The sequence below is a fragment of the Salibaculum halophilum genome (assembly GCF_002094885.1).
GTDB classification, from domain to species: domain Bacteria; phylum Pseudomonadota; class Alphaproteobacteria; order Rhodobacterales; family Rhodobacteraceae; genus Salibaculum; species Salibaculum halophilum.
The window spans coordinates 107,888-134,630 of the sequence record NZ_MSIT01000009.1; the positions used below are offsets into that span (position 1 = coordinate 107,888).

24 protein-coding genes and 1 pseudogene are annotated in these 26,743 nt (G+C 68.2%); 5 read left to right on the forward strand and 20 right to left on the reverse strand.

Annotated features, from left to right (window positions below; all coding sequences use genetic code 11):
• Positions 1-50 precede the first annotated feature (50 nt).
• Complete coding sequence (locus BU124_RS08220) at positions 51-500, forward strand: prepilin peptidase (RefSeq protein WP_245831647.1); 450 nt, start codon at positions 51-53, stop codon at positions 498-500.
• 20 nt (positions 501-520) lie between these two features.
• Here the strand turns inward: BU124_RS08220 and BU124_RS08225 are convergent, their stop codons facing one another.
• The gene (locus BU124_RS08225) at positions 521-2,152 is read right to left on the reverse strand and encodes a DUF2029 domain-containing protein (protein WP_084862559.1); all 1,632 of its coding nucleotides are present in this window, start codon (positions 2,150-2,152) and stop codon (positions 521-523) included.
• 147 nt (positions 2,153-2,299) lie between these two features.
• Here BU124_RS08225 and BU124_RS08230 point away from each other — a divergent pair, with 147 nt between their 5' ends.
• The 3 genes from BU124_RS08230 to pdeM all read left to right on the forward strand — a co-directional run bounded on the left by BU124_RS08230 (position 2,300) and on the right by pdeM (position 6,784).
• A complete protein-coding gene (locus BU124_RS08230; RefSeq protein ID WP_084862561.1) occupies positions 2,300-3,610 on the forward strand; it encodes a P-loop NTPase family protein in 1,311 nt (436 codons plus the stop codon).
• Between the two features lie 83 nt (positions 3,611-3,693).
• Positions 3,694-6,093 carry a ligase-associated DNA damage response DEXH box helicase gene (locus tag BU124_RS08235; protein ID WP_084862563.1) on the forward strand — a complete coding sequence of 800 codons (2,400 nt, stop codon included), beginning with the start codon at positions 3,694-3,696 and terminating at the stop codon, positions 6,091-6,093.
• Between the two features lie 37 nt (positions 6,094-6,130).
• Positions 6,131-6,784, forward strand: a complete 654-nt coding sequence (gene pdeM / locus BU124_RS08240) for a ligase-associated DNA damage response endonuclease PdeM (RefSeq protein ID WP_084862564.1) — start codon at positions 6,131-6,133, stop codon at positions 6,782-6,784.
• A 134-nt stretch (positions 6,785-6,918) separates the two neighbouring features.
• Here the strand turns inward: pdeM and folD are convergent, their stop codons facing one another.
• The 13 genes from folD to BU124_RS08305 all read right to left on the reverse strand — a co-directional run bounded on the left by folD (position 6,919) and on the right by BU124_RS08305 (position 20,658).
• Positions 6,919-7,818, reverse strand: a complete 900-nt coding sequence (folD, locus tag BU124_RS08245) for a bifunctional methylenetetrahydrofolate dehydrogenase/methenyltetrahydrofolate cyclohydrolase FolD (protein ID WP_084862566.1) — start codon at positions 7,816-7,818, stop codon at positions 6,919-6,921.
• A gap of 1 nt (position 7,819) precedes the next feature.
• Positions 7,820-8,725, reverse strand: a complete 906-nt coding sequence (locus tag BU124_RS08250) for a bifunctional 5,10-methylenetetrahydrofolate dehydrogenase/5,10-methenyltetrahydrofolate cyclohydrolase (protein WP_084862568.1) — start codon at positions 8,723-8,725, stop codon at positions 7,820-7,822.
• A 77-nt stretch (positions 8,726-8,802) separates the two neighbouring features.
• Positions 8,803-10,479, reverse strand: a complete 1,677-nt coding sequence (locus BU124_RS08255; protein ID WP_084862570.1) for a formate--tetrahydrofolate ligase — start codon at positions 10,477-10,479, stop codon at positions 8,803-8,805.
• Between the two features lie 174 nt (positions 10,480-10,653).
• The gene (locus tag BU124_RS08260) at positions 10,654-11,235 is read right to left on the reverse strand and encodes an MOSC domain-containing protein (RefSeq protein ID WP_084862572.1); all 582 of its coding nucleotides are present in this window, start codon (positions 11,233-11,235) and stop codon (positions 10,654-10,656) included.
• A 108-nt stretch (positions 11,236-11,343) separates the two neighbouring features.
• A complete protein-coding gene (gene ftsH / locus BU124_RS08265) occupies positions 11,344-13,245 on the reverse strand; it encodes an ATP-dependent zinc metalloprotease FtsH (protein ID WP_084862574.1) in 1,902 nt (633 codons plus the stop codon).
• A gap of 78 nt (positions 13,246-13,323) precedes the next feature.
• Complete coding sequence (gene tilS, locus BU124_RS08270; protein WP_084862576.1) at positions 13,324-14,595, reverse strand: tRNA lysidine(34) synthetase TilS; 1,272 nt, start codon at positions 14,593-14,595, stop codon at positions 13,324-13,326.
• Positions 14,586-15,407: a tetratricopeptide repeat protein gene (locus BU124_RS08275; RefSeq protein WP_084862578.1), complete on the reverse strand. Its 822-nt coding sequence runs from the start codon at positions 15,405-15,407 to the stop codon at positions 14,586-14,588. Before BU124_RS08275 ends, tilS begins: the two co-directional genes overlap by 10 nt.
• Before the next feature lie 25 nt (positions 15,408-15,432).
• Positions 15,433-15,951, reverse strand: a complete 519-nt coding sequence (pal, locus tag BU124_RS08280) for a peptidoglycan-associated lipoprotein Pal (protein WP_084862580.1) — start codon at positions 15,949-15,951, stop codon at positions 15,433-15,435.
• 83 nt (positions 15,952-16,034) lie between these two features.
• Positions 16,035-17,348 (reverse strand): Tol-Pal system beta propeller repeat protein TolB, encoded by a 1,314-nt coding sequence (gene tolB / locus BU124_RS08285; protein ID WP_084862582.1) that lies wholly within the window; start codon positions 17,346-17,348, stop codon positions 16,035-16,037.
• Between the two features lie 79 nt (positions 17,349-17,427).
• Positions 17,428-18,552: a hypothetical protein gene (locus BU124_RS08290; RefSeq protein WP_084862584.1), complete on the reverse strand. Its 1,125-nt coding sequence runs from the start codon at positions 18,550-18,552 to the stop codon at positions 17,428-17,430.
• A 12-nt stretch (positions 18,553-18,564) separates the two neighbouring features.
• Positions 18,565-19,041: an ExbD/TolR family protein gene (locus tag BU124_RS08295; protein WP_084862585.1), complete on the reverse strand. Its 477-nt coding sequence runs from the start codon at positions 19,039-19,041 to the stop codon at positions 18,565-18,567.
• Positions 19,042-19,044: 3 nt separating this feature from the next.
• A complete protein-coding gene (gene tolQ / locus BU124_RS08300; protein WP_084862586.1) occupies positions 19,045-19,719 on the reverse strand; it encodes a protein TolQ in 675 nt (224 codons plus the stop codon).
• A gap of 183 nt (positions 19,720-19,902) precedes the next feature.
• Positions 19,903-20,658 carry a response regulator transcription factor gene (locus tag BU124_RS08305; protein WP_084862588.1) on the reverse strand — a complete coding sequence of 252 codons (756 nt, stop codon included), beginning with the start codon at positions 20,656-20,658 and terminating at the stop codon, positions 19,903-19,905.
• Between the two features lie 264 nt (positions 20,659-20,922).
• Here BU124_RS08305 and BU124_RS08310 point away from each other — a divergent pair, with 264 nt between their 5' ends.
• Positions 20,923-21,636, forward strand: coding sequence for a redoxin domain-containing protein (locus BU124_RS08310; protein ID WP_084862590.1), 714 nt, complete (start codon positions 20,923-20,925; stop codon positions 21,634-21,636).
• A gap of 18 nt (positions 21,637-21,654) precedes the next feature.
• On the opposite strand, the gene ybgC is transcribed toward BU124_RS08310, so the two are convergent.
• The 6 genes and pseudogenes from ybgC to BU124_RS08340 form a co-directional block, all read right to left on the reverse strand.
• Entirely contained in the window at positions 21,655-22,044 is a 390-nt protein-coding gene (ybgC, locus tag BU124_RS08315) for a tol-pal system-associated acyl-CoA thioesterase (protein WP_084862592.1), read from the reverse strand.
• Positions 22,041-22,670 (reverse strand): hypothetical protein, encoded by a 630-nt coding sequence (locus BU124_RS08320; RefSeq protein WP_084862594.1) that lies wholly within the window; start codon positions 22,668-22,670, stop codon positions 22,041-22,043. Before BU124_RS08320 ends, ybgC begins: the two co-directional genes overlap by 4 nt.
• A 9-nt stretch (positions 22,671-22,679) precedes the next feature.
• Positions 22,680-23,702, reverse strand: coding sequence for an ACR3 family arsenite efflux transporter (gene arsB / locus BU124_RS08325; RefSeq protein WP_084862596.1), 1,023 nt, complete (start codon positions 23,700-23,702; stop codon positions 22,680-22,682).
• A gap of 97 nt (positions 23,703-23,799) precedes the next feature.
• Positions 23,800-25,509 carry a hypothetical protein gene (locus BU124_RS08330; protein WP_084862598.1) on the reverse strand — a complete coding sequence of 570 codons (1,710 nt, stop codon included), beginning with the start codon at positions 25,507-25,509 and terminating at the stop codon, positions 23,800-23,802.
• Positions 25,506-26,540 (reverse strand): Holliday junction branch migration DNA helicase RuvB, encoded by a 1,035-nt coding sequence (gene ruvB, locus BU124_RS08335; RefSeq protein ID WP_084862600.1) that lies wholly within the window; start codon positions 26,538-26,540, stop codon positions 25,506-25,508. The genes BU124_RS08330 and ruvB overlap by 4 nt, the downstream gene beginning before the upstream one ends.
• Positions 26,541-26,554: 14 nt before the next feature.
• Positions 26,555-26,743 (reverse strand): annotated as a pseudogene (locus BU124_RS08340) (Holliday junction branch migration protein RuvA); the annotation flags it as partial.

Below are 26,743 nucleotides of genomic sequence, written 5' to 3' on the forward strand. Positions count from 1 at the left end.
TGGTCGAGACCGCGTTGACTGTGACCCAGGCGGTTTGGTTACTGCCTTTCGTGGCGCCGCTGTGCCTGTACGTGGTCTGGTCCGACCTGCGGGCGATGAAGATACCGACCTGGTCAACGGACCTGCTCGCGCTGGTCTTCGTCGTGCTGGGCGTCTTCCTGCTGCCGGTTTGGCCCGACTACGTCCTGCGCTTTGCGCATTTCGGCGTGGTTCTGGCCATCGGGATCGGGCTGAACGGCATCGGGGCGCTGGGGGCGGGGGATGCAAAATTCATGGCCTCGGCCGCGCCTTTCATCGCCCTTCAGGACGTGGGCGCCGTACTGTTCCTGCTGGTGATCAGCCTTGTCGCCGCCTTCGTCGTGCACCGGCTGTGCCGGGCCATTCCCGCAGTCCGCGGGATCGTCCCCCACTGGCAGAGCTGGACCGAGACGCGCCGCTTTCCAATGGGCTTTCCGTTGGGGGTGACGCTCGTTCTCTACCTGGCCACGCCGTTTTTCTGAGGCCCCGGCGGACATGGCACCTAGTCCTTGTCGTAAAGTATATAGAGTGGTGTCCGCCGGATCTCGGTCAGTGTCTCGGGAATACCGCGTGTCTTGATCTTTTCGATCATGCTGTCACGGACCTGCGGGATCCGGGGGCAGCGCGGCACCAGCAGGTAGTCCGCATCTTCCCAGCCGGGCAATCCGCCGTAGTACCAGGGCGCCCCGCCTTGCAGCGGTTCCACCGCCCCGAACAACCAGAAAGAGCTGAACATGTCGGCCACGAGCGCCGAGCGGCCCTCGGCCAGCCCGGCCGCGTCAAGGTCGCGGGCCATGGCATCCATGACCGCGAGCAGCCCCATTTCCAGCGAACACTCTTCCAGGTCCTCGCCCATGAAACGCGGCGGCGCCTCCCGCTCGGCCTGCGGGCGGTAGCGTTCGAGCCCGGTGCCGGGGCCGTCCAGCGGCACCCGCGCCTCCACGCGGTTGAACCGCAGGCTGAGCACCTGAAGGTCGGCGTGCCGCTTGGCCCGGGGCAGAAGCGGCACATACTCGGCCACGTCGGCGCGCAGATGGCGCAGCGGGCTGTAGGCAAGGTTTGCATAGGATGCCACCGACAGCGCCAGCGCCATGGCCGCGGCCACGCCCAGGGCCTCGCGCAGCGGCCAGCCGAAGCCGTTGCGAAGGACCTTTTCGGGCTCGGGGCGCAGCGCCAGAAGCAGGATCGCCAACAGCGCCAGCCACTGCGGATCGTTGCCGTAATTCTGATAGGTGACGTAGAAGAACCCCGGAAGAAGCAAAAGCAGGATCAGCCCGCCCGTTTCCACCCGCGCCTGGCGCAGCAGGATGACACCGGCCAGGGCAACCAGCGATCCGCCGAGGTAGGCCGGCGCCCCCATGACGGCGGTGAGCGGATCGCCCGGAGCCGCGCGCACCTCGGACCCGGCAACTGTGCGCAGGTCGCCCAGGTAGGCCGGCCAGACCATTGGGCCCATCACAAGGGTGATCACGCCGACGCAGACCAGTCCGGTCGCCAGCGCCCAAACCAGCGCCCGGCGCTGTTCGGTCATCACAAGTCCCAGCGCGACCGGCAGCGCGAAGGCGGCGAAATACGTCACCTTGATCATGGCCATGACCCCCATCATCAGTCCGATGATGATCCCGTCGACCTGGCCGACGCGCGGATGCACCGGCGGGATCACAGCGGCCAGGATCGCAACGAAGGCCGCCGCCCAGGCCTGTCGGTTGTAGTGCATCGAGACCGAGACACTGGTCTCGGCCCCACCGTCGATCAGCGCCAGCAGAAGCACCATGACGACAGCACCGAAAAGCAGGGCCAGGTTGGGCGTCAGGCGGCTGGCCGCGACCCATGCGACAATGGGCAGGAAGAGGGCTGCGACGATCACCTGGGACCACAGGAAGGCCATGCCGACGCCCATCCCCGCCTTGACCAGCAGCGCGACGGGCCAGAACGCAAGCGCGCCGATCGGCGTCATGAAGTCCAGGTGCGGCACCTGTCCCTCGGCCATGCGGAAGACGATCTGCACCATGTGCATCGCGTCGCCCTCGTGCTTGCCGATGTAGAGCGCGCCCTTGAGCACCGCGGCGCCCCCCAGACAAAGGACGATCACGGCCAACACGGCCGTCAGGATGACTGGGTTCGGTCTGCTCATGCCCGCCTCTGGAACGCCTTTGTCCCTTTTTTCGCCACAATACCCCTGCAGGAAGGCGATCACACCCCTTGCGCCGTGCCGGGCCGGATTTGACGCCGGGCGCGGCCTGCGGGCCACAAGTGCAACCGAAAAAGCGAGCCTGCCGCCATGAACATGCAGACCTCCGACGTTGTCGCCCCGCCCGCGCCGAAATCGCTTGAGGCCATGCGGCTGCCGATGGTCATGATGCGGGATATCCTCCTCAAGACGATGTTCCGCAAGAACGCGGAAACCGTGTCGGACCTGGCCCGGGCGATCTGCCTGCCGGTGCCGGTGACCCAGGAACTGGTCGACCTCGCCCGAACGCAGAAGCTGCTCGAGGCGACGGGCACGCTCAACGCCAATTCCGGCAACGAGATGGGCTATCAACTGACGGATGCGGGCAAGGCACGGGCGCTGGATGCGCTGGCCCAGTCGGAATACTACGGCGCGATGCCGGTGCCGCTGGAAGTCTACGCCGAACAGGTCAAGCGCCAGTCGATCCGCAACATCCAGATCACGCGCGACCACCTGACGGCCGCCATGGGGCATCTGATCCTGCCGCCGGACCTGCTCGACCAGCTTGGCCCGGCGGTGTCCTCGGGGCGGTCGATCCTGATGTATGGCCCGCCGGGCAACGGCAAATCCTCGATTTCCAACGGCATCCGCGACGCGCTGGGTGACAAGATCTACGTTCCCCGCGCCATCGAATATGCCGGGCAGGTCATCACCGTCTACGACCCCATCGTCCATTCGGCCGCCGAGGAGCTGGTCGACGATCCAAATTCCCTGCGCCGCACGACGGGCCGCTTCGACACCCGGTACGTGCGCTGCGAGCGTCCCACGGTCGTCACCGGCGGCGAGTTGTCGCTGTCCATGCTCGACCTTGTCTACAACCCCACGGCGCGGACCTACCAGGCGCCGCTTCAGTTAAAATCCTCGGGCGGGGTCTTCATCGTCGACGACCTCGGCCGCCAGGAGGAACCGCCGCAGAAACTGGTCAACCGCTGGATCGTACCGCTCGAGGAGAGCCGCGACATCCTGGCGCTGCAATCGGGCGAGAAGTTCGAGGTGCCCTTCGACACGCTGGTCATCTTCTCGACCAACTTCCATCCCAACGACATCTTCGACAAGGCCGCGCTGCGCCGGATCTTCTTCAAGATCAAGATCGACGGCCCCAGCCAGGAGGACTTCCTCAAGATCTTCGCCCTGGTCGCCCGCAAGAAGGGGGTGCCGCTGGACGAGGAGTCGCTGGTCTATCTTCTGCAGGAGAAATACCCGGAGATCGACAACGTCTATGCCAATTACCAGCCGATCTTCCTGATCGACCAGATCATCTCGATCTGCGAGTTCGAGGGCATCCCCTACCAGATGCGCCCCGACCTGGTTGATCGCGCCTGGGCGAACATGTTCGTCAAGGAAGAGGACATCGTGCACTGAGCGCGGCGCGGTCCGTCGACGGACCCGTCGACGCAGCGGCCGCACCGCTTGACCCGCGCGCCAATGGGGGCAGTTATGGCGGTATGACCGCCCTGCCCCCGATCTTCACGGACTGGTTCGCCGCGCGAGGCTGGGCCCTCCACCCCCATCAGCAGCAGATGCTGCACCGCGCCGCCGACCCGGCCACCCTGATGATCGCGCCCACCGGCGGCGGCAAGACGCTGGCCGGGTTCCTGCCCAGCCTGGTCGAACTGGCGGACGGGGCGCATTCTGGGCTGCACACGCTTTATGTGTCGCCGCTCAAGGCGCTGGCAACGGATATCCGGCGCAACCTGACCACGCCGGTCGATGAGATGGGCCTGCCCATCCGCATCGAGGATCGCACAGGCGACACCACCTATACGGCCAAGCGGCGCCAGCGGGCCGACCCGCCGCATATCCTGCTGACCACGCCGGAGTCGCTCGCATTGCTGACCAGTTACGAGGACGCTCCGCGCATCTTTGCCGGACTGCAACGGGTGGTTGTCGATGAAATCCACGCCCTGGCCGACAGCAAGCGCGGCGACCAGCTGATGCTGGCGCTGTCGCGGCTGGAAAGCCTGGCGCCGGGGCTGCGCCGCGTCGGACTTTCGGCCACGGTGGACGACCCGCAGGCCATTGCCCGCACGCTGGCCCGGCACCCGGACCCCTGCCCGATCCTGTCGGCCGATCCGGGTCCCGACCCGGACATAGCGATGCTGGCCACGCAGAGCCGCCCGCCCTGGTCCGGTGGCGGAGCAAAATACGCCATTCCTGAGGTTCTTGAAGAGATCAAAAAGCACAATACCACACTTATTTTCCACAACACCCGCGCCCAGGCCGAGATCTTCTTTCACCACCTCTGGCTGGCGAACGAGGACGCCCTTCCCATCGGCATCCACCACGGCAGCCTGAGCCGGGATCAACGCGACCGGGTCGAGGCGGCCATGGTGGCCGGGCAGTTGCGTGCCATCGTCTGCACCGGCTCGCTCGACCTCGGGATCGACTGGGGCGATGTCGACCTGGTGATCCAGATCGGCGCCCCCAAGAACGTCAAGCGACTGGTCCAGCGGATCGGGCGGGCCAATCACCGCTACAACGCGCCCTCCAAGGCGCTTCTGGTGCCGGCCAACCGGTTCGAGGTTGTCGAATGCCGCGCCGCGCTGGAAGCCGCGCGCGCCCACGACCTGGACGGTGACCCGCGCGGCCCCGGCCCGCTGGACGTGCTGTGCCAGCACATCCTGATCCGCGCCTGCGCCGGCCCCTTCGACGCCGACGCCCTGTTCGCAGAAGTCCGGACCGTGGGCGCCTATGCCGACCTGCCGCGCGCCGCCTTCGACGACTGCCTGTCGTTTTGCGCCACCGGCGGCTATGCCTTTCGCGCCTATGACAAGTGGCAGCGGCTGAAACAGACCGATGGGCACTGGCACCTGCGCGACCCGCGCGCGGCGCAGCGCATCCGCATGAACATCGGCACCATCCAGGATGCCGACCTGTTGAAGGTGCGCATGCGCCGCGGCAATCGCACCCTGGGCGAGGTCGAGGAGGCCTTTGCCGCCTCTCTAACCCCCGGCGACCGGTTCCTGATCGGCGGCGAGGTGGTGCGCTACGAAGGCCTGAAGGAACTGACCGTCGAGGTCAGCCGCACGCCCGGGCGCGAGCCCAAGGTCGCCGTGTTCTCGGGCACGAAATTCGCCACCTCGACGCAGCTGTCGGCGCGCATCCTCGATCTGCTGAACCGCGATCACCGGCCCGACCTGCCGGGGCACACCGCCGAGTGGCTCGCCCTGCAGCGCGCGGTCAGCCGGATGCCCACGGCCGACCGGCTGCTGGTCGAGACCTTTCCGCACGCGGGGCGCGAACACCTGTGCCTCTACGGTTTCGCCGGGCAGAACGCGCATCGCACGCTGGGCCTGATCCTGACCCAGCGGATGGAGGCGGCGGGCCTGTCGCCGCTTGGGTTCGTCATGACGGATTACGCCCTGCTGATCTGGGGGCTGGAGCGTGTCGGCGACCCCGCCGCCCTGTTGGACGCCGACGACTTGCAGGCCGGGCTGGACGCCTGGCTGCAGGGCAATGCGGTGATGAAACGCACCTTTCGCAGCGTGGCCACAATCGCCGGGCTGATCGAGCGCAACACGCCGGGGCCGAAAAAGACCGGGCGGCAGGCGACGTTTTCCTCGGATATCCTCTATGACACGCTGGCCAAGTACGACCCCGATCACCTGCTGATGCGCATCACCCGCGACGAGGCCCTGCGCGGGCTGGTCGATTTCGGCCGGATCGAGGAGATGCTGGGCCGTGTCCAGGGTGTGGATCATCAGCGGCTGCACCGGGTGTCGCCGCTGGCCGCGCCGCTGCTGCTGGAACCGGGCAAGGTGCCCATCGCGGGCGAGGGGCGCGAGCGGCTGCTCGAGGACGAGGCCGAGCGCCTGATGGCCGAGGCAGGCCTCGGCGCGCTTTGATCTTGCAGGCCCCGTGCGGCTGGGCCAAGTCCGGGCCATGTCGCATCACGTCCTGAAACTCGGCGGGCACGCCCTGCAGGCCCGCGCCGACGGCAGCCTGTTCTGGCCGGCCGCAGGGGTTCTTTGCGTGTCGGACCTGCACCTGGGCAAGTCCGAACGCATCGCGCGGCGGGGCGGCGGCCTTCTGCCGCCCTACGAGACACGGGAAACGCTGGCCCGGCTGGACAGCGCGATTGCCGCGACCGCCCCGCGCCATGTGATCTGCTTGGGCGACAGTTTCGACGACCTCGACGCGGCGACGGATCTGCCCGAGGACATGCGCCTGCACCTGTCACGGCTTCAGGCCGGGCGCGACTGGACCTGGATCGAGGGCAACCACGACCCCGGCCCGGTGGCCCTGGGCGGCAGCCACCTGGCCGAGCTGGTCCTCAACGGTCTGCACTTTCGCCACATCGCCACGCCGGACAGGCCCGAGGTCTCGGGGCACTATCACCCCAAGGCGCGGGTGCCGGGCACGGCCGCGCGGCCCTGCTTTCTGGCGGATGAAAACCGGGTGATCCTGCCCGCCTTCGGGGCCTACACCGGCGGGCTGCGGGTGACCGCGCCGATCCTGCGCGACCGCATGGCCGCCGATGCGATCGCCGTGCTGACCGGGCGGCGCGCGGTGGCCGTGCCGCTGGCCGCGCTCTGACCCATCCGGCCCGGGGGGCCACGGGACCGGGCCGGGTCGCTGGCGGCAAGCTGCGCGTGCCAACACTGCGTCTTTTGACCGGTTCGCACGCGGAAAATACCGCACGCCCCGCTACAAGACACGATGCTACCCGGTCAGGCCGTCAGCCCCTCGGGTTCGGCCAGCCCGGCCGCGCGGCAGCAGGCGGTAACGGTATTGGCCAGCAGGCAGGCGATGGTCATCGGCCCGACACCGCCGGGCACCGGCGTGATGGCGCCGGCCACCTCGGCACAGCTGGCATAATGGCAATCGCCCACCAGACGGCCCTTGCCGCCCTCCTCGTCGGGGGGCAGGCGGTTGATACCGACGTCTATCACCGTGGCGCCGGGCTTGATCCAGTCGCCGGGCACCATCTCGGGGCGGCCCACCGCGGCAACGACGATATCGGCGGCGCGCACCACGCCGGGCAGGTCGCGCGTGCGGGAATGCGCGATGGTCACGGTGCAGCTGTCGCCCAGCAGCAGTTGCGCCATCGGCTTGCCGACGATGTTCGACCGCCCCAGAACCACCGCGTTCAGCCCCGACAAATCGCCCAGCTGATCGCGCAGCATCATCAGGCTGCCCAGCGGGGTGCAGGGCACCATGCTTTTCTGCCCCGTGCCCAGCAGCCCGACGTTCGAGATGTGGAACCCGTCCACGTCCTTGGCCGGGTCGATGGCGTTGATGACGAGATCGGCGTTCATGTGATCGGGCAGCGGCAGTTGCACCAGGATGCCATGCACCGCCGGATCGACGTTCAGCCGGTCGATCAGCGCCAGCAGGTCCGCCTCGGGCGTGTCAGCCGCCAGCCGGTGCTCGAAGCTCTCCATGCCGACCTCGAGCGTCTGCTTGCCCTTGGAGCGGACATAGACCTGGCTGGCCGGGTCCTCTCCCACCAGCACGACCGCAAGGCCCGGGGTGATCCCGTGCTCGGCCGTCAGGTGCGCCACATGGGCCGCCACCTTTTCGCGCACCTTGGCCGCGAAGGCCTTGCCGTCGATCACACTGGCCGTCATCTCATACCTCCGTCTTGGCATACTGGGCCGCGTAGTGCTCTTTCTGGAGCCGCGTCGCAAGCACCGCGTTCTGCATCAGGATCGCCACCGTCACCGGGCCGACCCCGCCCGGCACCGGCGTGATCCAGCCGGCGACCTCGGCGCAGCTGTCGAAATCGGCATCGCCCAGGGTGCGCGGGCCGTCGGGTGTCTCGACACGGTTGATCCCGATGTCGATCAGCGCCGCGCCGGGCTTGACCATCTCGCCCGTCACCAGCCCGGCCTTGCCCACCGCCACGAAGACCGCGTCCGAGGCCCGGCTGTGCATGGCGACCGAGCGGGTCATGTGATGGCAGACCGTCACCGTGGCCCCCAGCCCCATCAGCAGAAAAGCGATCGGCTTGCCCACGATCTCGGAATGGCCGATCACGGTAACGTCCAGCCCTTCCAGCCGCAGCGGCAGCGTCTTCAGGATTTCCACCGCCGCCACGGCGGTGCAGGGGCCGAGCGCCAGGTCGTTGTAGACAATGTTGCCGATGGAGGCCGGGTGCATGCCCTCGACATCCTTGAGCGGGTGCACCGCCTTCTGCAGCGCCTTGACCGGAATGTGATCCGGCAGGGGGCGCTGGATGATGATCCCGTTGACCCTCGGGTCGGCGTTCAGCCCCTGCAACAGGCCGACTAGCTGTTCCAGCGACATCGTGGCGTCGTAGTTGCGCGCCTCGAACTGCACGCCCGCGCTTTCCGCCGAGCGCTGCTGGTTGCGCACATAGAGCGCGGCCGCCGCCGCATCGCCCACGGAAATGGACACCAGCCGCGGCTGCCAACCTTCGGCGGCGAGGGCCGCGGCCTGCTCGGCGATCTCGGCGCGCTTGCGCGCGGCGATGGCCTTGCCGTCAATCAGGGCAGCGCGACGGGATGGGGTCATGGAACGCTCCGGACGGGACGGCGGGCGGGGCGCATTGCCGTCCCCAGCGGGGACGGCAACAGCGGCGCTCCGCCGGATCAGAACAGGCCTTCGATCAGGCCGTCATCGTTGAGGCGGATATTCTCCGAGGCGGGCTGGCGCGGCAGGCCGGGCATGGTCATGATCTCGCCGCAGATCACCACGATGAACCCGGCCCCCGCCGACAGCCGCACCTCGCGCACCGGGACGGAATGCCCGGTCGGCGCGCCCCGCAGCGTCGGGTCGGTCGAGAAGGAATACTGCGTCTTGGCCATGCAGACCGGCAGGTTGCCGTAGCCGGCCTCTTCCCAATCCTTGAGCTGGTTGCGGATCTTGGCATCGGCCAGCACCTCGTCGGCGCGGTAGATCGCCGTGGCCACGCGCTCGATCTTCTCGAACAACCCGAGGTCGTCGCGGTAGAGCGGCGCGAACTGGCTGACCCCGCTATCGGCGATCTCGGCCACCTTGCGCGCCAGCTCCTCGGAGCCTTCCGAGCCCAGCTCCCAGTGGCGCGAAAGCACGGCCTCGGACCCCTGCGTTGCGACGTAGTCCTTCACGGCCCGGATCTCGGCATCGGTGTCGGTGACGAAATGGTTGATGGCCACCACGACGGGCACGCCGAACTGCTTGAGGTTACCGATATGGCGGCCCAGGTTGGCGCAGCCCTCCTGCACGGCCGCCACGTTCTCCTCGCCCAGGTCGGCCTTGGCCACACCGCCGTTCATCTTCATCGCCCGCACCGTGGCGACCAGCACCACCGCGTCGGGGGCGAGGCCGGCCTTGCGGCACTTGATGTTCATGAATTTCTCGGCGCCGAGGTCGGCGCCGAAACCCGCCTCGGTCACCACGTAGTCGGCGGTGTTCAGCGCCGTCGTCGTCGCGGTGACCGAGTTGCAGCCGTGGGCGATATTGGCGAAGGGGCCGCCATGCACGAAGGCGGGGTTGTTTTCCAGCGTCTGCACCAGGTTGGGCTGCATCGCGTCCTTGAGCAGCACGGTCATGGCCCCGTCGGCCTTGATGTCGCGGCAGTAGATCGGCGTCTTGTCGCGGCGGTAGGCCACGATCATGGCGCCCAGGCGCCGCTCCAGGTCCTCCAGGTCGCTGGCCAGGCAAAGGATCGCCATGACTTCCGAGGCCACGGTGATGTCGAAGCCCGTCTGGCGCGGGAAACCGTTGGCCACTCCGCCAAGCGAGGTCACGGTGTCGCGCAGCGCGCGGTCGTTCATGTCCATCACGCGGCGCCAGCTGACGCGGCGCTCGTCGATTTCGAGCTCGTTGCCCCAGTAGATGTGGTTGTCGATCATCGCCGACAGCAGGTTGTGCGCCGCCGTGATCGCGTGGAAATCCCCGGTGAAGTGCAGGTTCATGTCCTCCATCGGGACGACCTGCGCCTTGCCGCCGCCCGCGGCCCCGCCCTTCATGCCGAAGTTCGGCCCCAGAGAGGCCTCGCGGATGCAGATCGCCGCCTTCTTGCCGATGCGGTTGAGACCGTCCCCCAGGCCCACCGTGGTGGTGGTCTTGCCCTCGCCCGCCGGGGTCGGGTTGATGGCCGTGACGAGGATCAGCTTGCCTTTGGCGTTGTCCCTCGCGGAATCGATGAAGTCCTGGCTGACCTTGGCCTTGTCGTGGCCATAGGGCAGCAGGTGGTCGCTGCCGATTCCCAGCTTGGCGCCGATCTCCTGGATCGGTTTCTTGCTGGCCTCGCGGGCGATTTCGATGTCGGTCTTGAATGCCATTGGTGCGGTCTCTTCCCTGGGGTCGGCGCCGGCGGGGCGCGTGGTCACATGCTGGCACACCCTAATCACGACCGTGGCCGCGCTTGCACCGCGATTGCGACATTTTCGCACCCGGAATCGTCGGTCATGTCCGGGCGCATTTCAGATCAGGGCGGGTGCACCGCCGCCCAGCGCTCAGGGCGCCCAGCGGCGCTGGTCGGGCACGTGCAGGCGCAGCCGGTCGCCGATCACCAGGGCACCGGGGCGCTCGACCCAGGCGGTCACGCCGCGCCGCCCCTCGGCGGCGGCCTTGAAGGCCTTGCCGTGGCCGGTATGGTGGCGGTCGACCGTCAGGCCGGGCTGGTGGCAGGGGCGATTCTGCATGTCGATCACGAGGGTGGTGCCGCCCTCGGCCTGCAGGCGCGACGACGGCGGCACATGGCTGAAATCGGCCAGCCCCTGGATGACGAGGTTCACGCCCAGCCAGGCCGGATCGAGCGCGGCCAGACCCATGTCGGCGGCGACCTGCGCGAGCTCTTCGGCACTGACGATGCTCAGCTGCCGGACGTTTGCGATCTCTGTGCCCTTGGGATGCTGCGCCGTGACCCGTGAACAGGACGCCCGCGTGCGCCCGGCATAGGGCGCATCCGCCAGTCCGCCGAAGCCCAGATCCAGACGGTCCAGCGCCTCACCGTTCACCGCCGGTTCCACACGTTCGGTCATCCGGCCGACCCAGGTGATCGTGGCGTGATGATCCGTGGGGGTCAGCGCGGGCATGCGGCACCTCGGTTCGGGCTCGGTCCCGATCGTCCGACGTTTCCCGCCCGCGCGCAAGACCCGCACGGTAGTAAAAAGCCCCGCCGGTCCGGCGGGGCTTTGCTTGGATCAGGCGGTGGGCTCGGGTTCGGGTTCCGGGCCACGCGGTTTGCGCCCCTTGGTCTTGGGGATCGCGGTGACGGAACTGCCACTGGTGGGTGGCGTGTCGTCGGCATCGTCGTCGCGGTTGAGCGGCTCGCCGTTGATCACCTTGGTGATGTCCTTGCCCGTCAGCGTCTCGTATTCCAGCAGCCCCTGCGCCAGGCGCTCGTGTTCCTCGGCCTTGTCGGTAAGGATCTGCCGGGCCCGCTCGTAGGCTTCGTCAACGAGGCGGCGGACCTCGCCGTCGATCTTCTCCTGCGTGTCGGGCGAGACGTTGCTGACCGGAACCATCTGCGTCTCGTCGTTGGAATAGTCGATCATCCCCAACTCGTCCGAGAAGCCGAAGCGCGTGACCATGGCCCGGGCGATCTTGGTGACCTGCTGGATATCGGAGGCGGCACCCGAGGTGACGTTGTCGTAACCGAAGATCAGTTCCTCGGCCACGCGGCCGCCCATCGCCATGGCAAGCTGCGACTTGTACTTGGTGTAGGTCACCGAGAGCTGGTCGCGTTCCGGCAGGCTCAGCACCAGACCCAGCGCCCGACCGCGCGGAATGATCGTCGCCTTGTGGATCGGGTCGTGCTGGGGCACGTTCAAACCGACGATGGCGTGGCCGGCCTCGTGATAGGCGGTCAGCTTCTTCTCGTCCTCGGTCATGACCATCGAGCGGCGTTCGGACCCCATCATGACCTTGTCCTTGGCGTTCTCGAAATCGAGCATGGTCACGAAGCGCCGGCCGACCCGTGCGGCCATCAACGCCGCCTCGTTCACCAGGTTGGCCAGGTCCGCGCCGGAGAAGCCGGGCGTGCCGCGGGCAATGATGCGCAGGTCCACGTCGGGGCCCAGCGGCACCTGCCGCGCATGCACCCCGAGGATCTTCTCGCGGCCCTTGATGTCAGGGTTCGGCACCTGCACTTGCCGGTCGAAGCGGCCGGGCCGCAGCAGCGCCGGGTCCAGAACGTCGGGCCGGTTTGTCGCGGCGACGATGATAATGCCCTCGTTGGCCTCGAAGCCGTCCATCTCTACCAGCAACTGGTTGAGCGTCTGTTCCCGCTCGTCGTTGCCGCCGCCATAGCCGGCACCGCGCGAGCGGCCGACCGCGTCGATCTCGTCGATGAAGACGATGCAGGGCGCGTTCTTCTTGGCCTGTTCGAACATGTCGCGCACTCGGGACGCACCGACACCCACGAACATCTCCACAAAGTCCGAGCCGGAGATGGTGAAGAACGGCACGCCAGCCTCGCCCGCGATGGCGCGGGCCAGCAGCGTCTTGCCGGTGCCCGGCGGGCCGACAAGAAGCGCCCCCTTGGGAATCTTGCCACCCAGGCGGCTGAATTTCTGCGGGTTGCGCAGAAACTCGACGATCTCTTCAAGCTCGTCCTTGGCCTCGTCGATGCCGGCGACCTCGTCGAAGGTGACGCGACCATGCTTCTCGGTCAGCAGCTTGGCCTTCGACTTGCCGAAGCCCATGGCACCGCCCTTGCCGCCGCCCTGCATGCGGTTCATGAAGTAGATCCAGACGCCGATAAGCAGCAGGAACGGCAAAAGCCCCAGCAAGAAGGTCGTGAAGCCGGATTGCTCCTGCGGGCGCGCCTCGACCGCCACGCCATTGTCCATGAGCAACTGCGTGACCTCGGCATCACCGGGGGCGACCGCCATGTAACTGCGGTTGTCGGACCCCTGATAATACAGCTTTTCCCCGTCCATCGTGACCTCGGTCACCGCGCCGGACTCAACGGCCTGGACGAATTGCGAATAGCTTCTGGTGCTGCTGCTGCTCGTGGCCTGATCCCCGCCGAAAAGCTGGAACAGGGCGATGATGACGATGAACAGAACGACCCAGAAGGCCAGATTGCGCGCGTTTCCCACGGCGAACTCCTATAGATTCGGACACGGGCGCGCATGGCGCCTGCGTGTTGCACCAAGATAGACACCTTCGCCCGTTCTTCAATGCGAAAGCAGGTCCGATGCAAAAGACGTGACAATCCGCGCAGTCCAGTCGGAACTGTGCCCGGCCAGCGGCGCGGCGATCAGCGCATCGCCCCGCCAGACCGCCGGCGACGCCATGAGCGAGGCGCGCGGCAGGCCCGTGTCGCGCCAGCCGGGGCAGTCCCTGACGCCCTCGCCCAGCGCCCTGATCTCCAGCCCCGGTGCATGGGGGCCGTCCAGACGCCAGCGCCCGTCCCAGATTTCGCGCGTGTCGCAGCGGGTCTGGGCAACGGCGTTGGGCTCGCGGCTCAGGCGCAGAACCGACCCGGCCCGAGCGGTCACGAGGCAGCCCGCGGCGGTTTGGCGCGGGCCTTCGTTTTCCAGCGCCGAGCGCAGGTTGGCCAGTGTCGTGCGGCGCGGGGCATAGGCCGCGCCCGCGACCCATTGCAGCCCCCGCGCGATCAACCGCCGTTCGATTTCGGGGTGCAGCCCCGCATCGGGCCCATGCGGGATCAGAAGATCGCCCCGATCCTCGATCACATGGCGCTGCGCCTCTTGCGCCGTATATTGCTCCAGCGCCGATCGCGCCATTCGCAGGGCCTCGGCCGTCTCGTTGAGGCCGTCGGCATCCACGCCCAGGGGGGCCAGCGCCGCGAGCCGAGCGCGGGCGCGGGTCCGGTCATAGCGCGGATCGTCGTTCGTCGGGTCTTCGGTCCAGTCAACCGCGTTGCGGCGCAAGTACGCACGCAGCGCCGCGCGGGTCTGCTGCAAGAGTGGGCGGCTCCATGTCATGCCCTGCCGCCGAAATGTCTGATCCATCGCGGCAAGGCCATCCAGCCCGGCCTTGCGCCCCAGCCGCATCAGGAATGTCTCGGCAAGATCATCGGCCGTATGGCCCAGCAGAACCGGCGCGATGCCGCGGTCCCGCGCCCAGTCGGCGATCAGGCGATAGCGGGCGTCGCGGGCGGCGGCCATGATGTTGCCACCGCGCGCGCCGGTCCATTTCAGCGTTGTCTGCCGCACCCCGAGCCGCGCACACAGATCGGCCACGGCGCGCGCTTCGGCCGCGGCCTCGGGGCGCAGCCCGTGATCGAGGGTGACCGCTTCGACCTGCTGCCCCAGATACCGCGCCCGGCGCCAGACCAGATGCAACAGCGCCACGGAGTCACCACCGCCGGAAACCGCGACGCCAAGGCGCGAGGCCCGGTCGCGGGGCAGGCACGTATCGACAGCAGACAACAGGGGCGCATCGTCGCCCTGTTCGCGCAGCCAGTCCGGGTCTAGCCGCATCCGAGCGATTGCATCGCCTGGCCTGCCACGTCGACCTGGTCGCTGTCGGGAAAGCGCGTTTCGACCTCGCCCAGGGTGATGCAGGCATCCTCCTGCTGACCGAGGTCGCCGAGCGCCTTGCCAAGCCGGGTCAGCGCCTCGGGGGCGACAGGGCCGCGCGGGGCGGCCGAAAAACTGTCGAGATAGCCGCGCGCGGCGTTCGACGTCTCGCCCAGCTGTTGGTGCGCCTTGCCGCGCAGCAGGTGGGCCTCGGCGGCGACCGGCGATCCCGGGTAAGTCTCGCTGAAGCTGGCAAGCAGGTCGGTGGCGGCGCGATAGTCATTCTCGGCCATGGCGGCCCGAGCGCGCTCGAAATCCTCGCGCTCAGCCACGGCGAGTTGGGGGCCTGTGCCGGGTGTCCGGTCCGGCTGATCGGCGGGGGTGCTCTCCTGCCCACCCAGCGTCGGGGTGCGGCCCAGATTGCCGATATCGCAGTCCTCTTCAAGCTCGCAAAGGCGGAACTCGAGGTCGCCGATGCGGTTGGTGCCGTCGCTGACGATCCGCTCGATGCGGAATTCCAGCTGTTCGGTCTTGGCCGTCAGGCGGGTCAGCTCGGCCTCGATGGCGATGAGCCGGTCCAGCGGGTTGGCCCCGGCAACGCCGTCCTGCGTGGGCTGGCCGCTCGGGCTGAGCTCCTGTCGCAGCCGTTCAAGATCGCCGTAAAGCGCAAAAAGCTCCGCCCGGATGTCTGCCAGCGTCTGATCCTGCTGGGCCGCCACCGGACCCGCCAGCGCCAACACCAGACCGAATGAGACAAGACCCCTGCGCAACATCGCGACCCCCCGGTCCTTTACCCTGTCAGCTTGTCGCGCCGAGCGAGATCACGGTCACGGCCCGGCGGTTCTGGGAATAGCAGCTTTCGTCGGAACAGACCGCGAGCGGCTTTTCCTTGCCCCAGCTCTTGGTCTCGATGCGGGTTGCCGCCACGCCCCTGGACACAAGGTAGTCGCGCACCGAATTGGCCCGGCGCGCGCCTAGCGCGAGGTTGTATTCCCGCGTGCCCTGTTCGTCGGCATGGCCCTCGATCACGGCCCGGTAATCGGTGTTGGCCAGCAGCCAGCGCGCCTGTCCGTCAAGCACGGCCTGCGCCTCGGGGCTGAGCGTGGACTGGTCGACCGCGAAAAGAACACGGTCCCCGATGGTCTGGTTGAAATAGGCCGGGCTTTCCGGGTCGCCCGCCGATCCGAGGCCGGATTGGTCGATCCCGGCCTGCCCAGCGGCGGTGCCGGCCCCGGGATTGTCGAAGCGGTCGGCATTGGTGCAGCCGCTCAGCGCCAGCGCGCCGAGAAGAAGGGCCGCCTTGAGTGCATGGGTCATTCGGTGTGTCCTGTCATTCTTGATAGTGCTCGTTATAATCAGCATAGCATGGCCCGCGGGCCTTAGAAATCACCAATGCGTGGTCACGGCTGCAGTGGCCCCCAAGACGGATCCGAAGCGCCCGTCGGGGTCTGGACTTTCTTGAGGTTGCGGCCCGTGATATCGACCGAGAACAGGCTGGAGCTGCCCTCGGCGCCGCGAGTCTCGCGCGAGAACATGATGACCCGGCCGTTGGGTGCCCAGGTCGGCCCCTCGTCCAAGAACGACGCGGTCAGCAGGCGTTCCTCGCTGCCGTCGGTGCGCATCACCCCGATGTGGAAGCGGCCGGCGTTCTGTTTGGTAAAGGCGATCAGGTCGCCGCGCGGCGACCAGACCGGGGCACCGTAGCGCCCCTCGCCGAAGGAGATGCGCCGGGCCTCGCCGCCATTGGCGCTCATGACGTAGAGCTGCTGCTGGCCGGAGCGGTCGCTTTCGAAGACGATGCGGCTTCCGTCGGGGCTGAAGGACGGGGCGGTCTCGATCGAGGGGGCGTTGGTCAGCCGGGTGTGCTGGCCCGTGCGCAGGTCGGTGCGCCAGATGTCGCTGTTACCGCCCTGCGAGAGGCTGTAGATGACCTGCCGGCCGTCGCGGCCAAAGCGCGGGCTGAAGGCCATGTCGCCCGGCTGGGTGGTCAGCTGCTGGCGCCCGACCGTCGAGACGTCGAGCACGTAGATACGGGGAAATCCGCTTTCGTAGCTGGTATAGAGCACCCTGTCGCCGTCGGGGCTGAAACGCGGGGCCAGCACGATGGCGTCGCTGTCGGTCAGGTACTGCACGTTGGCGCCGTCATAATCCATGATCGCGAGGCGCTTGGCGCGGTCGTCCTTTGGGCCGGTCTCGGCCACGTAGACGACGCGACTGTCGAAATAGCCCTCTTCGCCGGTGATGCGGGAATAGACCGCGTCGGCGACCTTGTGCGCCATGCGCCGCCAGCCCTGCGGCGTGCCCGAGAATTGCAGCCCCTCGCCCATCTCGGCGCCCGAGAACACGTCGTAGACGCGGAACTTGACGGTCAACCGCCCGCCACCCGTGGCAACCTCGCCGATCACCAGCGCCTGGGCGTTGATCGCCCGCCAGTCGGCAAAGGCGATGGAGTCGGCAAAGCTGTCCGGGGTCGAGATGAAGGCCGACCGCGGGATCTGGCGGAACAGGCCGGTTCCGGTAAGGTCCTGCGCGACGACGCGGCTGATGTCGCCGGCCAGGGCCTCGGCGCCGGCGCCCTCGGCGTGAAAGCCCGGCAAGGCGAAGGGCAGCGGCTCGATGACGCCGTCGGTCAGCTCCAGCCGGAGCGGCTCTTGCGCCGCCGCCGCCGTGGCCAGGAAAAGCGCCGAAAGGAAAGTCAGGAACCGGATCATCATGTCGTCTCCATTGTCTCAGGATCGCCCGGCAGTGCAATAGCCGCATGACAACCGGCCTGTCGGGATATCCCGCCGCCATCTACCATGAGCGCATGTTCTCGGGGTTGAAAGTCAGTTCCACGTTGCGCCACTGGTCATACTTGTCGGCGGGCAGGTCGTAGCCGGCGCCGTCGGTTTCGTTCTGACAGCGCAGCAGCGCGCGGCGGGCGATGCCGTAGGCGGTCTCGGCGTCGGCCTCGCTGCCACCTTCATGGCCGATCAACGCGATCGAGCCGGTATCGACCCGTCCGGTTTCCGTCATCGAGAAGGCCACGGTCACCTTGGTGCGCATCGCCCCGGTCGAGGCGCTGCCCACGTTCCAGCACCGGCCGATCTGGCGCAGGAAACCGGTCTTGGCGGCGTCGCTCAACTGGCCGCCCGCGATCCCGGCACTGGGCTGCGGGTCGGGGTCTGCGGCCGTTTCGGCCAAGGCTTCGGCCACGGGGTCGGCAGCCTCGCTGGCCTCGGGTTCGGCCTCTTGGGTCTCGGCCGTCTGCGGCGCTGGGCGGCTTGGCCGGGCCTGCGGGCGCAGGCTGACCTCGGGGGCGCCCGAGGGCGTTTCCGCCTCGGTCACGATCTCGGGGGCGGCCTCCTCGGGGGCGGTGGACTGGTCCACCTCTTCGTCGGCGGTGTCCTCGGCCGGGGCATCCGAGGTCGCCTCGGCCACCCGGTCGTCGACCTGCGTGTCCGGCTCGGGCGGCGCGACCGGCTCGGGCGCGATGCGCTCGGAGGGGCGCGGCACCGGGCGCGGGCTGTCGCCCAGCTCTGTCGAGGGCGGCGGCGCGGGCGCGGCCGAAACCTGCGGCAGGTCGGGAACGGTATCGGTCACCTCGGCCTGCGGCGTTTCCGTCTCGGGTGGCGCGGGCGGCGTATCGGGCTCGGGCACTTCGACCGGGGCGGGCCGCTGCGGCACCTGCGGGGCGGTGTCATCCTGCGGCGCGGGCGGCTCTTGCGGCGCGATGTCGGGCTGGGCCGGGGCGGCCACCTCCTCGATGGGGGCGTCCGGTGCCCCGGCGCGCGTCATGGCCTCGAATTCTTCACCCGAAATGACCGAAACCTCGGTCGTCTCCATGTCCAGCGGCTCGGACTCCAGCCCCCAGCCGGCCAGCATCCAGAGGATCAGGGCCGCATGCCCCGCGCCCGATATGTAAAGACCCGCGCTCATGTCCGTTCCGGCCTAGCCGTCCGCCTCGTCGTCCAGCCCGGGGCCGCCGCTTTCGGTGACGAGCGAGATGTTGGTAATCCCCGCCGCAGTCAGCGCCCCCATGAGACGGGCCACCCGTTCATAGGGCAGGCTGCCGTCGGCGCGCACGAAAACGCGGTCGCTCTCGCGCTCGGCGAGGATGCCCTGCAGCCGCGCCACCAGGTCGCCGCGCGGCACCTCTGTCGTCATCAGCATGACCCGGCCGTCGGCCGTCAGGGTGACGGCCAGGGGTTCCTCCTGCTCGCTGGGCAGGGCGCCGGCGGCAGTGTCGGGCGTGTCGACCTCGATGCCCGCCACCATCAGCGGCGCGGCAACCATGAAGATGATCAGAAGCACCAGCATCACGTCGACGAAAGGCGTGACGTTGATCTCGGCCATGGGCTGGCTGCGGCGCACGCGCCGCCGGCGGCGTGCGCCCCCGCCCCCGGATCTGATGAGTCCGGCGGCCATGGTCTAGCTGTCCAGCTGGCGGCTGAGGATCGTGGCGAACTCGTCCGCGAAGGCCTCGTAGCCGTTCACGATTCCGTCGCTGTCCGAACTCAGCTTGTTGTAGAAGATCACCGCCGGGATCGCCGCCAACAGGCCGAGGCCCGTGGCCAGCAGCGCCTCGGCGATGCCCGGCGCGACGACGGCGAGGTTGGTGTTCTGCTGCTCGGCGATCTCGACGAAGGCGTTCATGATTCCCCAGACCGTGCCGAAAAGGCCCACGAAGGGCGCGGTCGATCCCACGGTGGCCAGGATTGGCAGCCCTTTCTGCAGCTTTTCGGCCTCTTTCGCGATGGCCACGTCCATCGAGCGTTCGATCCGCGCCTGCGCCCCGGCGATCAGGGCACCGTCCTGCCGGTGGCTGCGGCGCCACTCGGTCATGCCGGCCGCGAAAATGCGCTCGGACTGGCCCTCGGGGTCGGGGCCGATCCGATCGAACAATTCGTCCAGCGGGTTGCCCGACCAGAAGGCCGCGTCGAAGACCCGTGCCTCGGACCGGGCGCGGCGAAACTGGACCCATTTGTCGATGATCACCGCCCAGCACCAGACGCTGGCTAGGATCAACAGGATCATCACCAGTTTGACCGTGATCGTGGCGCGGGCGAACAAGGCCCACATCGTGTAGTCGGATGCTGCTTCCATCTGCCTGCTCGTTGGTTGCGGGCCGGTTGCGGCCTCTTTGACGACAGGTGTAGCCGGATTTGAAGCCGAACGCCAAGAAATCCGGGGCCGGGCGCGGATTTCCGTGCCGCCTCGGGGCCGGGGTCGGCGGATACTTGCCGGAATGGCGCCGCCCTTGGCCTCGGGCCCGACTGGCGCCGCCGTTCAGAGCGGCTCGCCCGGGTCGTCGGGCGCGGTGCCCGACTGGACGAGCATGTAGCCCCGGCCGTGCACGGTGCGGATGCGCTGTGCCCCCGTGCCATCGGGAAACATCTTTCGGCGCAGGCTGTAGATGATGCCATCGACCACGCGGTCGTTGATCGCCCAGTCCTTGCCGCGCACCTTGGTGATGATCTGTTCACGCGACAGGACCGTGTTCAGGTGCAGGGCAAGCACGACAAGAACGTCGAATTCCATGGGCGTCAGCGACACCGGCCGGCCCGCGACCTGAACCGACTGCTCGACGGCGCAGATCCCCATGTCGTCGATCTTGCGCAGGTAGTCGTCCGGCAGGGGGCGCTCGCCGTTCCCGTTGGCCGGCGTGACCACCGTCCGGCGCAACACGGTCCGCACGCGGGCGGCCAGTTCGCGCGGGCGGATCGGCTTGGACATGAAATCGTCCGCACCCATTTCAAGCGCCAGAACGGCATCCACTTCGTCGTTGCGAGGGCTCAGCACGATCACCCCGCAGGCCGTCTGGTGACGCAACCGACGCGCGATCTCGAACGCGTCCAGGCCCGCCAGACCACCGCCGACGATGCAGATATCGGCACCGTGCCGCTTGACGGCTTCGACCGCGCACTCGTCAGGCCGGAAATGATCGACGTGGAACCCGTCGCTGCGCAATTGCCGGGCGATCAAGTCTCGGTCGGCCGCGTCGTCATCATGGACGAGGGCGGTCAGGGTCGTGGAGGCGGTCATAAAGTGTCCCCGACGGTTCGAGGCCAGGAAGACGATTTAACCCATGCCCTAAATTCAACTTTATCTTCGCACATGTTTAAGCCGGGGACAATAGGTCGCAAGGGGTGCGCCGACCGCTTTCGCGCGACCACCCCGCGCCTCATCGGTGTGCTGCGCGGAAACAAACCCGAATAAATCGGTCCCATTTTGAACACAATTGAGGTTATTCACTAAAGTTGCACGCAGCGAGAGACCACAACCCGGAGATGCAGAAAGGAGAGTCCCATGAGTATCCAGTTCTTCGCCCCGCGCGGCGCCGACAACCAGATCGTGAAACTTCCTTCGACCCTGCGCCGCACGGTCAGATGGCTGCCCCAGATCGGTGATATCTTCCCCGACTTCAACGTCGAGACGACCGAGGGCCCCCTGAATTTCTGGAAATGGGCCGAGGGGCACTGGGTCCATCTGTTCAGCCACCCGGCCGCCAACACCCCCGTCTGCACGACCGAGATCGCCTCGATCGCCAGCTATTCGGCCGCCTGGAAGGCCGCCAACGTCAAGAACCTGGCGCTGACCGGCTCGACCATCGAAGAGCAGACGCAATGGCACGACGATATCGCGCGCCTGTTCGGCGTGGATGTCGATTTTCCCTGTGCGCAGGACACGGGCCTTCGCCTGTCCAAGCTCTTCGGGATGATGCACGAGAAAGAGGCCGAGGCCTGGCCGATCCGCAAGAGCTTTCTGATCGACCCGTCGATGCGCCTTCGCATGATCTTCGAATACCCGGTCTTCATCGGCCGGCGCACAGACGAGATCATGCGCGTGCTGCACGCCCTTCAGATGCGCGACGAAACCGGCGCGGCCACGCCCAGCGACTGGGAAGACGGCGATATCACCATCATCCCCGACGACCGGCCCGAGGCACATGTCTGGCGCGACTTCGGCGCCAATTCCACGCGGCTCAGCCCCTATCTCAGGGTCGTGCAGCCAACCGGGTAAGACATGCGGCTTCCATGGTCAGTGCAATGTCCGGCGCAGGATGTCGGGCAGGCGCACGGGCCGGCCGTCCGGGCCGAGCGCCACCAGCGTCACGACGGACGCGAACAAGACCTCACCGTCGCGCATCACGTCCTGTTTCAGCACGAGGCGCGCGGCGGTCATGGACTCGACCGAGGTCTGGACCACCAGTTCATCGTCGAAGACCGCGGGCCGGATGTAATCCGCCTCGACCCGGCGCACGGCGAAGACGATGCCCTGCTCGGCCTTGAGCCGCCCCTGGTCCAGGCCGAGGCCGCGCACCCATTCGGTGCGGGCCCGTTCGATGAATTTCAGGTAATTGGCATAGTAGACGATCCCGGCAAGGTCGGTGTCCTCGTAATAGACACGGATCGACAGGCGGTGGGTCATTGCGGCGCCTCCAGCCGGGCGAAGAGGCGCAGGGCGTGGCTGGGGTCTTGGGCAACGGCCGGCAGGACCGGGTCATAGGCGGCCCGGATCACGCCGGCGATCTCGGGGCGCAGCACCGCGACGCCGTCGGCCACCGCCAGCGGCGAGGTCTCGGTGAAGGCCCGGTCGGACCACAGCAGAATGCTCTGCACCGCCTGCGACAGCGCCAGCGTGTCGGCCGGAACCTTTGCCATCTCGGCGTCCATGCGGATGAAGATGAAACAGGCCCGGATCGCACCTCCCGCGTCGAAGCGGAAGATGCGGTACTGGTTGGCATCCTGCGCCACCAGCCGTTCGACCAGCGGGCCGAGGTCGGGCACCAACCGGTCGAGGTCGGACACCCCGGTCAGCTCCGCCCAGTCGCGGCAGAAGAACACCATGGTGTTGACGCCCAGTTCCGGGTCGGTCTCGGCCATGGTGTGGCCGGCCAGCGCGCAGACCGCCTCGAAGGCGCCCTTGACCACCGACAGCGTCTCGTCCTCGACCCCGAAGACCACGGGCGCGATGGGCCGGTCCCAGCGCGCGCACAGGAATGTCCCGTCGGCGCGGGTGAACAGCGCCTCGATCTCGTCAGCGGTAAACGTCATCGCGTCCTGTCATCCTTGCGCGCGGGCGGCAAACCGCGCCCGGGTGCGGTTGGCAACCCCCACCAGCGTCAGCATCACCGGCACCTCGACCAGCACGCCCACAACGGTCGCCAGCGCCGCCCCCGAGTTCAAGCCGAAAAGGCTGATCGCCACGGCCACCGCCAGTTCGAAGAAATTCGACGTGCCGATCAGCGCGCAGGGCGCGGCGATGCGGTGCGGCACGCGCAGGGCGAAGGCCGCCGCATAGGCCAGGGCGAAGACACCGACGCTCTGGATAAGGATCGGCACGGCGATCAGCACGATCACCGCCGGTTTGCTCAGGATCACCTGCCCCTGCAGGCCGAACAGGATCACCACCGTGGCGATCAGCCCGACGATTGAGACCGGCTTGATCCGGCCCTGGAAGGCAGCGATCGCCGCGGGCGTGGCCAGCCTGCGCCGGGTCAGCAGCCCGGCCGCCAGCGGCAGCGCGATGAACAGCAGCACCGACAGCAGCAGCGTCTCCCACGGCACGGCGATATCCGTGACCCCCAGCAGCAGCGCCACGATGGGTGCGAAGGCCACCACCATGATCAGGTCGTTCACCGTCACCTGCACAAGGGTGTAGTTCTCGTCCCCCCGTGTGAGCTGCGACCAGACAAAGACCATGGCCGTGCAGGGGGCCGCGCCCAGCAGGATCAGCCCGGCGATGTATTGCTGGGCATCGGCGGGCGCGATCAGCCCGGCAAAGACCACCTCGAAGAAGAGCACCGCCAGCGCGGCCATGGTGAAGGGCTTGATCAGCCAGTTGACGGCCAGCGTGATCAGCAGCCCGCGCGGCTGGCGCGCAACCTGGCCCAGCGAGCCGGGATCGACGCCCACCATCATCGGGTAGACCATGGCCCAGATCAGCACCGCGACCACCAGGTTGACGCGGGCGACCTCGGCCGCCGCAATGGCATTGACCAGCGGCGGGGCCAGGTTGCCCAACACGATCCCGGCGACCATGGCCGCCGCGACCCAGACCGACAGGTATTTCTCGAAAACGCCCATGAGCCGCGCGGCCCCCGTGCCCAGACTGCAGGGCGGTCATGCGTCAGAACCCGGCCCGGTGCAAGCCCACGGGCGTCCGGTGTCGGCCCCGGCGCGCTCACTCCTTCGTGGCACGGGTGTCGATCAGCCCCGAAAAGCCCGCCACCGCGAGCAGCGCGAGGAACCAGCCCATGGCGATATGCACCCACAGGTAATACCGCGCGGCGGGCGAGACCCTTTCATCCGGCACCCAGTAGTCCTGCACCTCCAGGTCGACCACCGGCACCAGCGTGTCGAGCGAGTAGAGCGCGGCGTTGAACGCCGGATACCCCGCCGCCTCGGGCTGGGCCTGGTAACAGGCCAGTGTCGAGGGATGATCGCCCCGCCGCGCGCCCGCCGCCGCACACTCGAACCATGCCGGCTTGCTGAGGATGAAAGCACTGTTGGGCTTGAAGCCGCCGTTGCCATGCACCACGCCGAACAGCACTGCGCCAAACAGCCACATCGCCGCCAGCCACCCCAGCGCCCGCAGGGGCCGGTGGCCATAGGCGATGAGCACGGCAAGCAGCCAGTCGCGCAGGCGCAGGAAGCCAAGTTTGCACCACGCCTCGGTCACGGCCGATTGCGCGGCGAGGGCTGCATCGGCCCGGCGCGTGCCGATCCGGTCGGCCTTGGCGTCGACCCTGGCCCTCAGGGCGTCGTAGTCGTCAACCTGCTTGCGCCACTGGAAAACCTGAACGCGAGTCGCCTTTTCAACTTGTCCCAGGAATGCCTGCCCGCGCGGGTCAGCCTTGTGCGTCAAGGTTGATCCATAGGCTTCAACCTCCGCGGCACAGGCTTGGAGCGTCGCCGTATCGTCATCGGACGCCGTGTCGAAGCGCTTGCGCAGGCGCGCGCCGGCCAGCCGAGCCGACTCGATCTCGCGTCGCACCCGGCGCTGCCGCTCTTCCTTGGCGATCAGGAGTTGCCGCGCGTCCTCGGCATGGCCCATCTCGCGCAGGACATGCGCGCAGTGCTCCCACGGCTGGGGCCAAAAGTCCTGGCCGAATTGCGCCGGGTCCTGAAGGTCCAGCCAGCGGATGCGGTCGTCGGCCGTGATTCCGTGGCCAGTGAAGGCGCCGTAGCGGCAGCGGTCGAGCAGCAGGTCGCCCGGCGCCGGCCAACAGGCAGGGTCATCGCCGATACGCCCAATCTCCGCCGCCGTGAGGTCGAGCGCGCCTTGCGCCGCGCTATTTTCTCGCCAAAAGAACGCCCCCTTCACCTCAGCGCCTTGCGCGTTCAGGGCACGGCCGCCGGGGTTCTCGAACCTCCCACCGTCACACTCTAGATTTTGACCGATCTGCGCGCCGGCCAGCCGCACCTCACCCGTGGCCTGCACCCCGTGCAAGAACACGTTGCCCCGCGTCTCCAGCCGGTCGGCTTGCAGGCCGGGGAGATGTGCGCCCTGCAGGTTCAGCGTGTCGAGCCTGGCCCCACGCAGCACGGGTGGGTCGTTGAACCGGCAGTTCAACAGGCCGAGGTCATTGTCGAGCCGGCATCCTTCGAGGTCGAGGCCCGGCGTTGATCCCGCCATCACCGGATCGGCCTGCCCGTCGCTGACCACCATTGCCCCGGCGATTTGCAGGCCGTGTTCGTGCAGCCGCACGTCGCCGTCCCCCGGCGCGCCGAGGGCGAGCCAGCGGATCAGGCTGGCGCGCACGCGGCGGTCGTCGCCCGCCTCGGGGTCGGGCAGCCCTCCGTCGCCCAGCACCGTCACATGGCCGGTGCCCAGCCCGGCGATCACCGCCTCCTCCGCTGCGGTGAGCGGTTCGAAATCCGCCAGCGTCATGGCCCGCCCTCGAACAAATCGCCGCTGCCTTTCGGGGCCGGCGCGGGCAGGCCGAGGTGGGTCCAGGCCTTGGCGGCGAGCATGCGGCCGCGCGGCGTGCGCTGGATCAGGCCCTGTTGCAGCAGGTAGGGCTCGATCACCTCTTCGAGCGCGTCGCGGCTCTCGCTCAGGGCCGCCGAGATCGTCTCGATCCCCACCGGGCCGCCGCCGTAGTTCTCCGCGAGCAGCGTCAGGTAGCGCCGGTCGGCCCCGTCCAGCCCGAGGTGATCGACCCCCAGCCGGGTCAGGCCACGGTCGGCGATCTCGGGGGTCACGGTGCCGTCGCCCTCGACCACGGCGAAATCCACGACCCGGCGCAGCAGCCGCCCGGCGATGCGCGGCGTGCCGCGCGCCCGGCGGGCGATCTCCTGCGCGCCGCCGTCGGTGGCCGGTGCGCCCAGCAGGTGCGCGCCGCGGGTGACGATCTCGTGCAGCTCTTCCGTGGTGTAGAACTGCAGCCGCGTCGGGATACCGAACCGGTCGCGCAGCGGCGTCGTCAGCAGCCCCATGCGCGTGGTCGCCCCGATCAGGGTGAAGGGCTGCAAATCGATGCGCACGGTGCGCGCCGCCGGCCCCTCGCCGATGACCAGGTCCAGCTGGAAATCCTCCAGCGCGGGGTAGAGCACTTCCTCGACCGCCGGGTTCAGGCGGTGGATCTCGTCGATGAACAGCACATCGCGCGCCTCGAGGTTGGTCAGGATCGCGGCCAGGTCGCCCGCCTTGGCCAGCACCGGGCCCGAGGTCATGCGGAAGCCCACGCCCAGCTCCTTGGCCATGATCTGCGCCAGCGTCGTCTTGCCCAGCCCGGGCGGGCCGTGGAACAGCGTGTGGTCCATCGCCTCGCCCCGGCGCCTGGCGCTCTCGATGAAGACGCGCAGGTTCGCGCGGGCCTCGGCCTGGCCGATGAAATCATCGAGCAGCTGCGGCCGCAGGGCGCGGTCGGCATCCTCGGGCTGGCGATCCGGGCGCAGGGTGGGGTCAGGGTCTGTCATGGTACCGGCGGTCCTTATCCCTTCGGCGCCAACAGCTTCAATGCCGCGCGGATCAGGTCGCCGGTCTCGGCGGCCGGGTCCTCGCCCCGCGCCTGCGCCACCGCGCCCGCGGCCTCGGAGGGGCCGTAGCCGAGGTTGGCGAGCGCCGAGAGCGCCTCGGATTGCGCGGCGCCATCGGGCGCGGGGGCCGCCGGGGCGGCCGG

Coding starts and splice junctions, on each gene's coding strand:
- BU124_RS08330 (WP_084862598.1), bottom strand. CDS start 25,509: ATGACGCTGGCGGATTTCGAACCGCTCACCGCAGCGGAGGAGGCGGTG.
- BU124_RS08250 (WP_084862568.1), bottom strand. CDS start 8,725: ATGACCCCATCCCGTCGCGCTGCCCTGATTGACGGCAAGGCCATCGCC.
- tilS (WP_084862576.1), bottom strand. CDS start 14,595: ATGCGGCTAGACCCGGACTGGCTGCGCGAACAGGGCGACGATGCGCCC.
- BU124_RS08275 (WP_084862578.1), bottom strand. CDS start 15,407: ATGTTGCGCAGGGGTCTTGTCTCATTCGGTCTGGTGTTGGCGCTGGCG.
- arsB (WP_084862596.1), bottom strand. CDS start 23,702: ATGGGCGTTTTCGAGAAATACCTGTCGGTCTGGGTCGCGGCGGCCATG.
- tolB (WP_084862582.1), bottom strand. CDS start 17,348: ATGATGATCCGGTTCCTGACTTTCCTTTCGGCGCTTTTCCTGGCCACG.
- pdeM (WP_084862564.1), top strand. CDS start 6,131: ATGTCGCATCACGTCCTGAAACTCGGCGGGCACGCCCTGCAGGCCCGC.
- BU124_RS08235 (WP_084862563.1), top strand. CDS start 3,694: ATGACCGCCCTGCCCCCGATCTTCACGGACTGGTTCGCCGCGCGAGGC.
- pal (WP_084862580.1), bottom strand. CDS start 15,951: ATGACCCATGCACTCAAGGCGGCCCTTCTTCTCGGCGCGCTGGCGCTG.
- BU124_RS08225 (WP_084862559.1), bottom strand. CDS start 2,152: ATGAGCAGACCGAACCCAGTCATCCTGACGGCCGTGTTGGCCGTGATC.
- folD (WP_084862566.1), bottom strand. CDS start 7,818: ATGACGGCCAGTGTGATCGACGGCAAGGCCTTCGCGGCCAAGGTGCGC.
- BU124_RS08305 (WP_084862588.1), bottom strand. CDS start 20,658: ATGACCGCCTCCACGACCCTGACCGCCCTCGTCCATGATGACGACGCG.
- BU124_RS08310 (WP_084862590.1), top strand. CDS start 20,923: ATGAGTATCCAGTTCTTCGCCCCGCGCGGCGCCGACAACCAGATCGTG.
- BU124_RS08260 (WP_084862572.1), bottom strand. CDS start 11,235: ATGCCCGCGCTGACCCCCACGGATCATCACGCCACGATCACCTGGGTC.
- BU124_RS08295 (WP_084862585.1), bottom strand. CDS start 19,041: ATGGCCGCCGGACTCATCAGATCCGGGGGCGGGGGCGCACGCCGCCGG.
- tolQ (WP_084862586.1), bottom strand. CDS start 19,719: ATGGAAGCAGCATCCGACTACACGATGTGGGCCTTGTTCGCCCGCGCC.
- ruvB (WP_084862600.1), bottom strand. CDS start 26,540: ATGACAGACCCTGACCCCACCCTGCGCCCGGATCGCCAGCCCGAGGAT.
- ybgC (WP_084862592.1), bottom strand. CDS start 22,044: ATGACCCACCGCCTGTCGATCCGTGTCTATTACGAGGACACCGACCTT.
- BU124_RS08320 (WP_084862594.1), bottom strand. CDS start 22,670: ATGACGTTTACCGCTGACGAGATCGAGGCGCTGTTCACCCGCGCCGAC.
- BU124_RS08290 (WP_084862584.1), bottom strand. CDS start 18,552: ATGAGCGCGGGTCTTTACATATCGGGCGCGGGGCATGCGGCCCTGATC.
- BU124_RS08255 (WP_084862570.1), bottom strand. CDS start 10,479: ATGGCATTCAAGACCGACATCGAAATCGCCCGCGAGGCCAGCAAGAAA.
- BU124_RS08230 (WP_084862561.1), top strand. CDS start 2,300: ATGAACATGCAGACCTCCGACGTTGTCGCCCCGCCCGCGCCGAAATCG.